The 13,865-nt window shown below is 51.8% G+C and carries 12 protein-coding genes and 2 pseudogenes; 11 read left to right on the plus strand and 3 right to left on the minus strand.

Going from position 1 to position 13,865, the window contains the following annotated elements:
* Positions 1-38 precede the first annotated feature (38 nt).
* Positions 39-940 (minus strand): annotated as a pseudogene (locus tag EA26_RS08740) (LysR family transcriptional regulator).
* 142 nt (positions 941-1,082) lie between these two features.
* Between EA26_RS08740 and EA26_RS08745 the strand changes: the two are divergent.
* The 8 genes and pseudogenes from EA26_RS08745 (at position 1,083) to EA26_RS08775 (ending at position 7,010) form a co-directional block, all read left to right on the plus strand.
* Complete coding sequence (locus EA26_RS08745) at positions 1,083-1,940, plus strand: MBL fold metallo-hydrolase (RefSeq protein ID WP_039426808.1); 858 nt, start codon at positions 1,083-1,085, stop codon at positions 1,938-1,940.
* Positions 1,934-2,560 carry a DsbA family protein gene (locus tag EA26_RS08750; RefSeq protein WP_039426810.1) on the plus strand — a complete coding sequence of 209 codons (627 nt, stop codon included), beginning with the start codon at positions 1,934-1,936 and terminating at the stop codon, positions 2,558-2,560. The genes EA26_RS08745 and EA26_RS08750 overlap by 7 nt, the downstream gene beginning before the upstream one ends.
* Before the next feature lie 58 nt (positions 2,561-2,618).
* Positions 2,619-2,978, plus strand: coding sequence for a hypothetical protein (locus tag EA26_RS08755; RefSeq protein WP_039426813.1), 360 nt, complete (start codon positions 2,619-2,621; stop codon positions 2,976-2,978).
* A 165-nt stretch (positions 2,979-3,143) separates the two neighbouring features.
* The gene (locus EA26_RS08760; protein WP_039426815.1) at positions 3,144-3,803 is read left to right on the plus strand and encodes a response regulator; all 660 of its coding nucleotides are present in this window, start codon (positions 3,144-3,146) and stop codon (positions 3,801-3,803) included.
* A 58-nt stretch (positions 3,804-3,861) separates the two neighbouring features.
* Positions 3,862-5,202, plus strand: a complete 1,341-nt coding sequence (locus EA26_RS08765; RefSeq protein ID WP_193244138.1) for an ATP-binding protein — start codon at positions 3,862-3,864, stop codon at positions 5,200-5,202.
* Between the two features lie 110 nt (positions 5,203-5,312).
* Positions 5,313-5,495 (plus strand): annotated as a pseudogene (locus EA26_RS22175) (type II toxin-antitoxin system RelE/ParE family toxin); the annotation flags it as partial.
* A gap of 89 nt (positions 5,496-5,584) precedes the next feature.
* Entirely contained in the window at positions 5,585-6,178 is a 594-nt protein-coding gene (locus EA26_RS08770) for a LysE family translocator (protein ID WP_039426818.1), read from the plus strand.
* A 4-nt stretch (positions 6,179-6,182) separates the two neighbouring features.
* On the plus strand, positions 6,183-7,010 hold the full coding sequence (locus EA26_RS08775) for an AraC family transcriptional regulator (RefSeq protein WP_039426821.1): 828 nt from the start codon (positions 6,183-6,185) through the stop codon (positions 7,008-7,010).
* 67 nt (positions 7,011-7,077) lie between these two features.
* On the opposite strand, the gene EA26_RS08780 is transcribed toward EA26_RS08775, so the two are convergent.
* Positions 7,078-8,775, minus strand: coding sequence for an RluA family pseudouridine synthase (locus EA26_RS08780; protein ID WP_039426822.1), 1,698 nt, complete (start codon positions 8,773-8,775; stop codon positions 7,078-7,080).
* 230 nt (positions 8,776-9,005) lie between these two features.
* On the opposite strand from EA26_RS08780, the gene EA26_RS08785 reads away from it, so the two are divergent.
* The 3 genes from EA26_RS08785 (at position 9,006) to EA26_RS20065 (ending at position 13,061) form a co-directional block, all read left to right on the plus strand.
* Positions 9,006-11,081 carry a ferritin-like domain-containing protein gene (locus tag EA26_RS08785; RefSeq protein WP_052079674.1) on the plus strand — a complete coding sequence of 692 codons (2,076 nt, stop codon included), beginning with the start codon at positions 9,006-9,008 and terminating at the stop codon, positions 11,079-11,081.
* A 97-nt stretch (positions 11,082-11,178) separates the two neighbouring features.
* Positions 11,179-12,204 (plus strand): MNIO family bufferin maturase, encoded by a 1,026-nt coding sequence (gene bufB, locus EA26_RS08790; protein WP_200877690.1) that lies wholly within the window; start codon positions 11,179-11,181, stop codon positions 12,202-12,204.
* On the plus strand, positions 12,201-13,061 hold the full coding sequence (locus tag EA26_RS20065) for an HvfC/BufC N-terminal domain-containing protein (protein ID WP_052079678.1): 861 nt from the start codon (positions 12,201-12,203) through the stop codon (positions 13,059-13,061). The genes bufB and EA26_RS20065 overlap by 4 nt, the downstream gene beginning before the upstream one ends.
* A gap of 75 nt (positions 13,062-13,136) precedes the next feature.
* Here EA26_RS20065 and EA26_RS08800 read toward each other — a convergent pair whose 3' ends face one another.
* Positions 13,137-13,817, minus strand: a complete 681-nt coding sequence (locus EA26_RS08800) for a substrate-binding periplasmic protein (RefSeq protein ID WP_404976189.1) — start codon at positions 13,815-13,817, stop codon at positions 13,137-13,139.
* Positions 13,818-13,865 lie beyond the last annotated feature (48 nt).

The following is a 13,865-nucleotide window of genomic DNA, read 5'->3' on the forward strand; positions in this document are numbered from 1 at the left end:
GACGCAAAGCGCGGCATTCTATCATAGCCTTGGCAAAACTACAGACGGATATCCTGCCATTTTGTTTGAGCAAAATAGCGCAGCAGATGATCGATTAAGCCCCGCACCGCAGGCGAGAGGTGCTTGCGCGAAGGATACAGTGCGTAGATCTCCATCACCTTAGGCTGCCACGAGGGGAGTATCACCTCAAGTTCGCCTTTTTCCACGGCACTTTGCGCCAAATAGGTCGGCTGCATCGCAATCCCCATACCGTGGCGCGCCGCGCTCAGCAGTGTGGTTGCCTCGTTCGCCGTGAGCGCGCAGGAGACTTCCACCGACTGATGATGATCACCTTGGCTAAGATGCCAGATATGGCGCTCGAAGTTCTTGTAGCCAAGACAGCGATGATGAGCCAAATCGGTCGGATGTTGAATCGGGCTGCTACTGGCCAAATAGTCGGGTGAGGCGACTAAAATGGAATCGCAGCGGGCGATAGGGCGGCCAATCAGAGACGGATCGGGATTGGCCGCGATGCGGATCGCCAAATCGATCCGCTCGGCAATCAAGTCGCTGGCACGATCTTGCACATCGATATCAATCTCACCATCGGATGCTGTGCCATAAACTCTTTCACCGCGGGGATCAGCTGTGCAAAGCCAAACGACATACTGGTGGCGATGCGAATGCGTCCACCGAGCGCGCCATCGTTGCTGAGTTCATCCTGCAGCGCCGCCGCTTGCTCGACCCACGCTTGCAATAATGGCAGGCACTGCTCACCCGCTGAGGTCAGGGCAACTTTACGAGTCGTGCGGTGCAAAAGACGCACACTTAACCACTCTTCAACCAGATCGACGTGGCGTGTCACCATAGGTCGCGACATATCCAACCGTTCGGCGCTGGCGGTAAAACTTTGCGTCACGGCAACGTCCAGCAGGACGCGCGCAGCAGTCAGTCTATCCATGATTTGCTCTTATTACGAAATAATGATGTTAATTATTGGCTATATATCTGAACAAGTACAGCCCGTAAACTGCGCTCATCCACTTAGCTCACCGCCAAGTGAGTGAAACAAGATTGAGCCAACCAATACGGGAATAGAGAATATGAAAACAGTTATGACTTTAACCGCAACTTTACTGATGTCTGCAGGCGTTATGGCCAAACCGCTCACCTTAGAGGTGTACAACGCCGACGGTAACAGCTTCCACGTTAACTCAACACTGGTTTATGGCGACACCGAAGCCATGGTGGTTGACACAGGTTTCACCAAAGCCGATGCGCTGCGCATTGCGGCTAAGGTGCTGGACTCTGGCAAAACGCTGAAAACCATTTTTATCAGCCAAGCGGACCCGGACTACTACTTTGGTGCCGAGGTGCTTAAGCAGCTCTTCCCACAAGCGGAAGTGGTCGCCACTCCCGCTGTGCGAGCAAAAATTGCTGAAAAACTGCAAGGGAAACTGGCCTTCTGGGGGCCAAAAATGGGCGCGAATGCGCCAGTGAATCCGCTATTGCCGACCGCTTATCAAGGCAAAACATTGAGATTAGATGGCGAAACGATTGAAATTCGCGACAGCGAAGGAGAGTTGGCGCACCGTCCTTATCTATGGATCCCGGCGAATCGCGCGATTCTTGGTAACGTTGCGGTGTATGGCAATGTACACCTGTGGATGGCAGACGCGCAGTCGAATCAAGAGCGTCACGCTTGGGCTGAGCAGTTGCAGCAGATGGTAGAGTTGAAACCACAAGTGGTGATCCCGGGTCACATGACGGCCAACACGGCGACCGACAGCAGCGCGATTCGTTTTTCACAAAGCTATTTAACTGCGTTTGACCAGGCGAAAAGTAACAGCAAAGACAGTGCTGCGCTAATCAAAACCATGCTGGCGAACTACCCAGATGCAGGTTTGCCAATGGCGCTGGAAATTGGTGCGAAAGTGCACACAGGAGAGATGAAATGGTAAAAGTTCACTATATTTTTGACCCCATGTGTGGGTGGTGCTTCGGCGCCACCTCATTGATGGCTGAGCTGGCACACCACCCGGAGATTGAACTGCTTCTGCACCCCGGCGGTATGATGCAGCGTGCGCCGATCAGCGTCGATTTTCGCCAGCACATTTTGCAGGCCGATCAGCGCATCACAGCGCAAACGGGGCAAGCATTTGGCGAGGCATACTTAAAGCGCGTATCGAGTGGCGCGCCGCTGATTCTCGACTCTTACCAAACTGCGCAAGCGATCATCGCTGCTGAGCAAGTGGGGATTGCCGCTTTTGAGATGCTTAAAGCGATTCAAAAAGCGCACTACATTGATGGCAAACTGGTCGCCAGTGAAGAGACGCTGAGCGAGCTTGCGCTGCAGTTAGGCGCAGATCAAGATGCGTGGCAACAGGCGATGCAAGCTGCGAGCACTAAGGTGGATAGCCAAGTCGCTAACACCCGCCGCCTGATGGAACAGTATGGTCAGGGCGGTTTTCCTTCCTTATTGGTTGAACAGCAAGGCCAAATGCGCAGCGTGCGCCCGAGCGATTTCTACGGGCAAAGTCAGCGTTGGAAATCCTTTTGGCAACAAGTGGTTAATCACTGACAATTCAAGCGCAACAGGTTATCCTCAGGCACTTCATATTGCTTAGAGGGTAACTTCCATGCGTTTTGAATCGGTCCATCAGGATGTGATTTCTTTTGAACGTTTTGTTTGGCGCTGCATTCGTTATGCTTTGATCGCGCTGTTGGTACTGTTCATCGGCCTTATGCCGGGCATCGGTGGCTTCGTCTGGATCACTGGCCTGTCTGTCGAGCAAGCGCTGCTCAACGCTCTGTCCATGGTCAGTGGTTTGGAACTGCCTTATCCGGTGGCTGATTTGCTGGAATCCACGGCCACGCACCTTTTTTTGGCGCTTTATAGCCTGTTCATTGAAGGGGTATTTTTTGCCGCTTTAGCCACCTTATTTGCTCCGGCTATTCATCGCCTGTTTCACCGCCTGCATTGTGAACCCACAGAGTAACCTTAGGGAGACAGGCTCTCCCTACATTTCCCTTATTGCCATTTAAATGGTGTTCCTCTTATTGGATTAAGCGTTTCTTAAGTTACCCAAGCTAATTTTGCTGATAGATTGAGCAAGTACTCGCTAGAGCAGATCACCCGTTTACTGGAGAAATTAAAATAATCTATGCGCTTATTACTGGTTGAAGACGATACACAATTAGGCGAATCCATGCTCGCGGCGCTCAGTCGGCATGGATACACGGTGGACTGGCTTGAGCGTGGTAGTGGTGTCACTACCGCGCTGAAAACCGAGCAGTTCACCGCGGTGATCCTCGATCTCACTTTGCCAGACATTGATGGCCTAGAAGTGCTGCGACAAATTCGCCGCGCTGGTTACACTTTGCCCGTGATGATCCTTACCGCACGCGATGACATCAGCGATCGAGTCAAAGGGCTTGATGGCGGCGCGGATGAGTACATCGGTAAACCATTCGCATTAGAAGAGTTGTTGGCGCGCCTTCGCCTCATCATTCGCCGCAGCAGTGGTAGTGCGGAAGAGCAGATTCAGGTCGGCGAACTGACGTTATCTCTCTCAAAACAAGAGATTTGTTGTCAGCAAACCCCACTGAAACTGACGCGCAATGAGTATAAGATTTTGGCCACCATGATGACCCAGACCGGGCGAGTATTGAGCAAAGAGCAGTTGCAGCAGGCGCTACATGGTTGGGACGAAGGCAGCAGCGACAATGCCATCGAAGTGCACATTCATAATTTACGCAAAAAGCTACCGGATAACGTAATCAAGAATGTCCGCGGTGTGGGGTATCTAATTGAAAAAGCATAAAGTTTTCTCGATTAAACACCGTTTAACCCTATCGGTGGTCCTGCTGAGCTGCGCCCTGATCCTCGTCTCGCTCTACTTCAGCTTTTCTGCCGCACAAGATGAGGTTGAAGAAGTGTATGACGCGCGTTTGGGTCAAGCAGCGAAACAGCTTTTGATGGCCACTGCGCTGTCGGCGGAACATCTAGCACGAAAAGAGCAGCGTGAACATTTTGATGAGTGGATGGAGAATATTCAGCGCCTTTCTCACGCTCGGGATGATATCGCCACCGCTTTCGGTCACCCATATGAACAGAATATTCTCTTCCAATTCTATCGTGACGATGAGCTGATATTCAGTTCTGACTCGCAACAAGCTGCGCTGAGCCTTGGTCGTGATCATCAAGGCTTTGGTGATGTACAGACCGAAGGACATTTCTGGCGCATTTTTCAGCTCGCTCAACCGCACAGTCAGCGTGGCTATGAATACGTCTTAGTGGCGGAAAAGCAGCACATACGTGATGAAGCGATCAATGAAATTGCGCTCTCTACGGCGCTGCCACAGCTGGTGCTCATCCCTTGTTTAGTGTTGCTGATGATTGTTCTCATCGATCGCAATTTCCGTCCGATTCACGAGCTAAAATCGGCCATCGCGGTGCGCAGCGTGCATAAACTCGATCGCATCTATGTGCGTGAACAAACCGCCGAATTAACCCCATTGGTGGATACCTTAAATGAACTGCTCGAACAACTTGAGCAAGCGTGGCAGCGGGAAAAACGTTTTACGCGTATGGCGGCGCATGAACTCAAAACACCGCTGACGGTGCTGCGTTTAAATGCGGAGAACGCCCTGCACAGCCAAAACCCAGAAGAGTTAAAACATGACTTGGGCATGATCCTCAAAGGGATTGACCGTACCGACCGTTTGATTCACCAACTGCTTACTTTAGCCAAAGTCGAAAGCCTAGCCGAGCTCACAACTCAGCAAGTTGAGCTATCGGCTTTGATTCGGCATGTCATCGCCAATCTCGCGCCATTGGCCATCAAGCAGCAGCAACAGTTGAGCTTTGAGGGGGATAAATATTGGCTGGAAGGGGACGAGATTCTGCTGGGGGTGCTGTTTAAGAATTTGATCGATAATGCGATTCGCTATTCTGGCACGGGGAGTGAGATTGAAGTGCAACTCACGATAGATACCCATGGCGCGCAAGTGACGGTGGCAGACAGTGGGCAAGCGATCAAAGAAGAGGTGCGCGAGAAAATGTTCGACAACTTTTATCGCGCCAACACGGAAAAAGGCGATGGCGCTGGCTTAGGAATGTCGATTTGTCGTGATATTGCCCAGCGTCATGAGGCTAGCGTAGAGCTTTTACCTAGAGAAGGTGAGCGTAATGTTTTTTGTGTGCGTTTTTCATCCTCATGATGACGAAGTTGAGCAAAGTAGTGATGCTGATTATGAACTGAGAGGTTCACGTACGGTTCTGCGAGAGGCTATCGGGGGAGGCTCCGATGGTCTACTCACCTATTGATTCGAAGCAATTCGATGATGAGTCGTTTTGGCTGCTGACTGGAAAAGCATGATATTGGTAAATCATGTGATGAAATCCGAGGGGGATACCGAAAATTCCCTCAAGGTAGCCATGTAATTTTTTATCAGTAAATAGGCAGCCAGCACATCATAAAAGCATGGATGTTAATCCGTTATTTGGCGTTTGATACATATCTTCCCAACCTCTCTTCGCAATAACGTTCAATAACACCAGGTTGTTCTTGTGTATGGTGATCCTCAAAATGAGGAGAAAGCAATGAACAGCCTAATGTTAGCCATGACAACCTTCGCTTTTGTTGGCGCAGTGACGCCGGGGCCGGTGAACATTCTTGCCACCAGCACCGCCGTTACGCAGGGTATACGAGAAGCAATTAAACACGTTGTTGCCGCTTCTCTGGCCTATTCCCTTGTGGTGGTGGTGTGCGGGGCGGTGATGCAAAGTTTACTGGCACTCCTTCCTTCGTTGGAAACCGTGATGCAGTTAATTGGTAGCGTGTTTTTGCTCTACTTGGCGTACCAAATTTTTACGGCGCCAGTTTCCGCCACTGAGCGAAGCGCTCAGTTGAAATCGGGCTGGTGGACGGGGTCTGTGACGCAACTGCTTAATCCCAAAGCGTGGTTGTATGCCCTTTCTGGAGTGAGCATTTATGTCGTCGGCCAACAAAATCAAGCATTGTGGCTGGGGTTTTATACCTTGGTCTCTTTGCTGGTGTGTTTGGTCGGTATTGGCGTTTGGGCGCTCATCGGACATATTTTGGCCAACAAGCTTGAAAACCCGAGAAAACAACGTCAGTTTAATAGAACGATGGCGATAGTGCTGGCCGTTTCCGTGGCAGCAATATGGATATAAACGGATGAAGAAAGACACCACCACGCATTTTCAACAAAGCACGCTTTTACCGTGGGTGGAGATGCGTGTCGCGACGCAAAGCCGAGCTTGCTACGAGGCGCATTCTCACGATGAGTTCTCTTTTGGCATGATTGAGCAAGGCTATTCCGACTACAAAAACCGCCATCGCGTTAACGATGTGCGAGTGGGCGATATTGTCACTATTAATCCTGCCGACGTTCATTCCTGCAATCCTAAAGGCAACACTTGGTCTTACAGCATGTTGTTTGTCGACCCCATCAAAATGGGAGAGATCCAACGAGAGGTGCCGCAGCTCTCTCGCCCTCGCCACTGCGATGACTACACCCCGTTCAAGCACGATTTAGAGCGTAGCCCACAGGTTCAGTCGCGTTTTCTAACGCTTTTCCACGCTTTGTTGGAAGAAGAAAGCTCGCTGCAAGCTCAGGTCGCTTTCTATGAGTTTATCGAAGCCTGCTTCTGGCAACCCAGCTTGCAAGTGACGCATGGCCCGCGTTCAGAAAATCTGCATCGAGTACGCGAGAAAATGATGGATGAGCTTACCGTTGTGCATCAGCTTGATGATTTGGCTGACGAAGCAGGCATGAGCCGCTATCAGTTGATTCGCGCTTTTCGCCAACGCTTTGGTTTACCACCGCATGCCTATTTAATGGATGAGAAGATCAAACGGGCGAAGGTGTTATTACGAGAAGGCAAAGAGATAGTCGATGTGGCGATGACGCTGGGCTTTGCTGATCAAGCCCATTTTCAGCGCCACTTCAAAAAGAAATTGGCAGTGACGCCAAAGTACTACCAATCCCATTTTGTCGAATGAGTGGTTTTCTTGCGCAGCTTACAGCGTGGCGCTTGTGCGGCCAACGCCACACGCTGAAAGGCACGAACTAGAATTCGGCATCCACTTGAAAATGCATGCGCTCTTTGCTGTAAGGGTGGTCAAGTTCAAGCGACTCGGAGTGCAAGTGCAGTCGCTTGGCCTTCTCACCATACAACCCATCGCCCACCATCGGCATGTTCAAACCAAGGTGATGAGCACAATGAACGCGAAGTTGGTGAGTGCGCCCTGTTCTTGGGTAGAGGTAAAGCTTGCTGCGGCCATCGCGAGTCTCAATCAACTGCCAATCAGTATGCGCGGGTTTTCCGTGTTCAAAACAGACCAGTTGACGCGGTCTGTCGTTTGGGTCGCCTCGCATGGGCAGGGTGATTTCCCCTTGGCTTTGCGACACTTTACCTTCCAATAGCGCCACATAACGCTTTTGCACGCCGCGAGAAATAAACTGCTTTTGCAGGCTCTTGTTGGCGCGGCGAGTTAGGGCAAACACCAACAGTCCTGAGGTCGCCATGTCTAAGCGGTGAATCACAAACGGCCCTTCCATGTCAGGAAATAGCGCTTGCAAACGGGTATAAGCGGAATCGCTAATGGTTTTGCCCGGCACCGATAACAGCCCAGACGGTTTGTTGACAATGACCATCGCTTCGTCTTGATAGACGATTTCCAGCGCTTTGTCTTCTGCCCAGTTTTCTTCCAGCGGGTTCGGATCCATGTTCAGCCCTTGCAGCATATGGCCCAAAATAGGCTGGCATTTACTGTGGCATGAGGGGTAAAACTTTTTGTGTTGGCGCACTTCCGATTTCGGCGACACGCCCCACCAAAATTCCGCCATTGCCAGTGGCTTCAAGCCGTGGGTAAAAGCGTATTGCAGCAGTTTTGGCGCGGCACATTCGCCAGAGCCTGCAGGTGGCACAGGGCTGGTGGTCGGTGCGAAAATCGCGTTGAGATCGCTCTGCTCGCCGTGCACATTGAGGAAGCGATACTGAGCAAACAGTTTGTGTTGCAAGGCGTTCGATAAGGTTTTGCGCTGCTCTTTGAGCGTGTCAAGTTGAGCAAGAAGTGAGTTCAAACGCGCCTCTTCACTAGCGAGCTTTTCATCCCATTCCAGTTTGAGGTATTTGAGCACGTTTTTCTCGGCCACGCTCTGTTTGGCAAGATCATCCAACACCGCTTTAAGTGCTTCACCGCTGAGCATGGATTCAGCCTGCTCGCGCTGCTGTTTACGCTTAGCGCGCCCTTCAATCATCGTTTGGCGCTGCGCCTGTTCTTGCGCTTGGTAGGTTTGGCGGTCTGTTTCAATTTGCTGGCGAAGCTGGATCAGTTCAGAGCTTTGCGATAACTGCTTTACTTGATGGTTGATGTCGGTGATTTCGGCAAACTCGCGGTGGAAAAAGCTCTCTTTGGTCAACATGTCAAACACCGGAGGGACAAATCCCGGCAACAGATTTTGCTCAGCTACTTTGCCCGAAAATGCGCTCAAAAAGCCGATTTCACCTTGTGGATTTTGTACCAGTAGCACGCCAAACATTTTGCCAATCGCGCTTTCATCGTCGCGGTTGAGCTGCCCGTTTAGTAAACCAAAGTTGTGTTGCCAATCTTGCTGAGTGAGCAAATGGTGTTGCAACTGCTCTGCCGCTAACACACACAGCGGATGGGGCGTGTAGTAAAACGGAAAAGTGAAGCGCTCTGGCAGGGAATAGCCGTCGATAGTCGCAGTGAATCGAGTAAAGCAAAGGTCCGGCGTGTGCATGAGAGTGTCCGAGCAAGTCAAAAAAATCGAGCGAGGATTGTACCTATTTTACGCAGGATTGCACGGTGCAAAGGTACCCTGTTGTCACTCGTTGCAATGGATTAGGCAATTTTTTGGCGCAATCAAAAATCCATGAATATACTTTATGTGCATTAGTGCATATCTGAGCAATAAGCCCATGCGGTATCGGGCATCACATAAAAAAAGTAGATAAAGTAAAGGAAGCAAATATGGATTTTCAACGTTTGGCCGGGTTGCAGTTAGAACGAAATCCGCGCTTATCGAACCGAGACATCAGCCATTTAGCGGCCGATGTCAACGCTGTGCGTTGTCTGACTCAGGCCGCGATCAACGTCGAGCTGTTTACTATTCCATTGTACATGACCACCATGTACTCGATAGAAGGCATGCACTCGATTACAGGGAAGGGCAATGCGCTCTATCTTGGCCGTCGTTGGCCCGGCATCACGCCGACGCCCAACCCGCAAACCGCCAATCAGCAAGCGTGTAACTTGATTTTCAGTGTCTTTATCCAAGAGATGCTGCATTTGCAAATGGCGGCCAATATTCACAATGCGCTCAGTGCGACTGTGGCAGGTAGCCAAGCGGCCGCGGCCGATTTCAACTCACCACTGCTGGTAAATGAGAACAATGGCTGGATCTGCTACGGCCCGGACAAAACCGCCATTCCGCACATTTTGGATCTCACCGATCTCTCTGAAGCGCCCTATAACGCGGTGAAAGTTGCGCTGGGTGGCTTGGATGAAAACAGCATCAACCTATTTTTGTTGATTGAAGAGCCGTCGGATGTACTCGCTAGCCGCATCCAAGCTAGCAAGCGTGACAAGTATATTGCGACTAACGGCAAAGGCGTTGAGGGCTGTGTGCCGTTTGACCATTGGAGCGCGCAATCTACCGAAGCCGACATGCCGCAGTTTGGCACCATTGCGACCATGTATGAATGTTTGGCCGCGTATTTGAATGTCACTTACAGTGACGGCAGCAGCCTGTTTAGCAAAATGTTTAATCCGGACTCGATTCAGCGTGACTTGTTCAATACCGAAGAGAGTGGCCACCCGCTGGCAGAGTTCCCACGTATGAAAACGGTGGTGGACGCCAAAGAGGCAACCCAAGCGAAAAGCCAGATCTTCCAGTTGATGAACGCGATTACCGATCAGGGCGAAGGCGCGACCATGAAAGTGGAAGCGCAAACCGTCTTGCCGGCTGGTTTGGTGGGGGCGCCGGTTGACCCAAGCTACCAGCCTAACTTCCAAGCACTTCAAGCCGATTACAAGCAGTATGACGAAAAGGGTGACGAACTGCCGATGTCTGGCGCAGCGCACGCTCGCTTCTTTGGTGGCGTAGTGGATCACTACGACCGTTTCCAGCAAATGAAGGGGTTGTTGGAGTCGGGCGAGATCACCACTTGGGCCGATTGGCATGCCAACCCAGCCAATAAATGGCAGCCAGACGATCTGCAAACAGCAGAGTACCAAAACAACCAATATGCAGGTGTGTTGCCTTCTGCTCAGGCCGTTTCCACGGCACTCAATAATCTCAAAGCAGGTGGCGACGCCAGCTGGCAAGAGATGAGTCATGTGGCTGCTGGTGCGATTGCAGGCATTACCACTGTGCTAAATAAATACTGGACAGACAAAGGCGTCGACTTCCCGTTCCCGTCAATGTCAGGTTCTGGCGATCGTGTCTCCATCTGCTGGGCGGTGTTTGGCCAAGCTCCGGATCTGTCGCTAGGAGAGTACCAGCGCATTCCTGAATCGCAGCGTGATTATCTTTATCACGCTTGCCAAGGGATGGCGCTGGAGCCAAACCCAAATGAAACGGGCAATAGCTGCGCGTCGAAAGAGATTTTCCACACCTGTCGTGGCTCGAACAGCTGTAAAGCGGAAGGGGGCTGTGGTTTTGTGCAAAAAACCTCAGGCGGCGGCTCGGGATGTCGCAGTTTAAGTGCCACACCGAGCAATGAGAATGCGGTGCAAGCGGGTTGCGGCGCGCCGGAGCTCTACTCTCCGCCCGCCGATAACGCTTGCGGTGGCTTGGGCGGCTGCGCAGTGCCCATCTCCGCCTCACAGCTCTATCCCGATGGCGGCCTGATGCCCATTTACCAATTGCGCGCTGGACAGCATCCAGAACAGGTTTCCGGTGAAGGTGTGCAGTTTGCCACCGGTGATGCGGTGTATGACATCGCTTGGCAGGCGTACAGCAAAGCGTTGGCTGCTGAAGGAAAAACGGCGGGGGATAAGCCGCAACCTTTAGACCTACGTTTGGCCTTCCCACCATCAACGTAAGAAAAACAACAGCTTGCCTATTTGCAAGGCACGTCGCTCTGTCTGCCCTTTGGCAGACAGAGTTGTTATGACTACACATTCAGTTGAAAGGATGCCAATGCGTTCCACGTCAGATCTGCCTAATTTCCCAGCATCGACACCGCCCCATTCTCATGCAGAGGACTCTCATGCACAGGACTCTGATGCCGAGCTTAGTGCTTCCATGGGGTTTGGCGTCGGGCTTCGCTCTTGCCATTTTGCTTGGCTTGAGCAACACCTGCTACCAGAGCAAAGCGGCGTTGATTGGTTTGAAGCGATCAGCGAAAACTACCTCGACCACCATGGCTATGCGCGCCACTTACTCTTTAAGCTGCGCGAACACTATCCGATAGCCCTGCATGGCGTTTCGATGTCGATCGGCTCGAGCGATCCGCTGGATAAAGAGTACCTTGGTAAACTGCGGCTTTTGTGCCAAGAACTGGAGCCGAAGCTGGTCTCCGACCACCTTTGTTGGACAGGGATTCAAGGGATTAACAGCCACGATCTGTTGCCGATGCCGCTTACCGAAGAGAGCCTGACGCATGTCTGCGCGCGGGTGCAGCAGGTACAAGAGTTTCTGCAACGGCCGCTGGTGATAGAAAACCCCAGCACCTATTTTGCTTTTCAGGAGAATCAGTTCCACGAGTGGGATTTCCTTGCGCAGTTGGTTAAGCGCAGTGGCTGCCGCTTGCTGTTGGACGTTAACAACGTCTATGTGAGCGCGAAAAACCTCGGTTTCTCCGCTTATGACTACTTGGCGGGTATTCCGCTCGATGCAGTGGTGCAGTGTCATTTAGCCGGTCCGACCGATTGCGGAACCCATTTGATCGACACCCACGACAAGCCAGTACCAACCGCTGTGTGGCAGCTTTACCAACAGATGATCGAACAGGCTGGCAGGCCGATTTCCACATTGCTCGAGTGGGATGCCAATATTCCGGATTTTCCCGAACTCGTCGGCGAACTGAACCTTGCCAAAGCGGTATTACAAGGGCAAATTCCACAACGCGAGCCGTTAAGACAGAGCGAGAATGCACCACTCTCGACGCCGATTGCCGATGCGCTTGGCCGCAAGCAGTTCGTCTCTGCGCAGGAGGTCGAATGAGCTCATCCAATCAGTTAGCCGCGCGTCAGCAGTGGTTGCTTGAGTTGATTCTACAAGGCCCCCAAGCCAGCCAAATGGCCAGCGAGTTTATTGTCGGCTCGGCGCAAATGTCAGCGGCAGCACGTCTGGCCATATATCAGGACGGCTATCGGCTGCGTCTGCTTGAATGCATGACGGCGGAGTTTCCGGCATTGCAGCACTACCTCGGTGAACCGCTGTTTCGTCTATTCAGCTTAGGTTATCTGCAACAGCAGCCTTCCCGTCACTACAGTTTGTATCAATTGGGTGAGGGATTTGCTGATTTTCTCGCCGCAACGCGCCCGAGTGAGAAGAGCGTGCAGCCACAATGGGCAGCAGGACTTAAGATTCCAGAGCAACTCGCGAGATTCGAGAGGGCGCGGGCAAATGCACTCCGCGCTGCGGGGGCGCAGCCGCATAGCACGCCGGAGTTAGGTTGTCTGTTTCACTTTCCAGTGCTGGCCTTGCCTCAAAGCAGCACATTAGTCGAGCACGATTTTGCGCTGCATGACTATGTACTCGCCGCTGATCGCCACGCACTGGCGCTTGAAAAAGGTCAGTGCGTGGAAAAGCCCGCCATGCCCGCAGCACAGCCAGAGTCTCTGTTGATCTATCGCCATCAATTTCGCGTCAAAGTGGTCAAACTTGAAGCTTGGCAGGCCGATGTGCTGCGCGTATTAAGTGCCACGACGCACAGAGCGCAAAAGGGCAAAGCCATGCAAGCGGATTGGCAAACCTTGCTTGTGCACAACCGACTCGCTGAAAGCGAACTACTGATGAAACTTAACCTGTGGCTGCCACAGGCTTTAAAAGAAAATCAGCTTACGCTTGCCGAATAACGCTGTTTGAAAGCGCAGGCAAGGTGCTTCTTCGGTTTGTAACGGTGAAAAACGTGCGCAGCGCGTCCCAAGGGATTAATCCGACTGAGGCGAGTTTGCCTTGGGGAGGTTTCGATTAAAAATGCTGAGCAAGGCAGGGCTATCTTGGCGCTGTTTCGGGAAGAGTAAGTAGTTGCTGTTGGTGAGAAATGGCACCGGATGGTGGGTGATCCGTTGTCTCAAATGAGGGATCTCTTTATTAATCAGATAGTAGCCTATGTGTTTCTCTTCGGGGACAATTTCAACGCGCCCTTTGGCTAACTTTTCTAGGTTTTTGGCTGCCAAGCCATCACGTTCCATGTAGAGAACGCCACTCTCAATCAGCGCATCCATCTCCTGCCCATAGCTGTATGCAATCACACCACCCAGTTTGTACGGGGCCAGATCGCTAAGGGATTGCCACTCAAAAGGCTTTGCACTGGGGTAGAAAAAGACAAACTCTTCTTGGCTCACTGGCTGGCTATAGTAAAAATCGTTCTCCCGCTCCACGCTGTGCATCCAAATCGCCGTCGCATGGTAAAGCCCCCTCTGTGTTTCGGCGTACGCTCTTGCCCAAGGGAGAAAATGGAACTGAACTTGATAGCCTTCAGCCGCGAAGGCGGTTGAGATGATTTCGGCAACAAAACCATAATTTTTTAAATCACTGCCGATAAAAGGGGGCCATTCACCCGAAGCGATATGGATGACGTTATCTGCGCTGGTGCTGCTTTTTTCGATACGCTTTTCTGTAGCGTAAACCTTGACTCCCCAACTGCACAGAGCAAG

Origin of the sequence: Vibrio navarrensis, assembly GCF_000764325.1 — a bacterium.
Classification (GTDB): Bacteria; Pseudomonadota; Gammaproteobacteria; order Enterobacterales; family Vibrionaceae; genus Vibrio; species Vibrio navarrensis.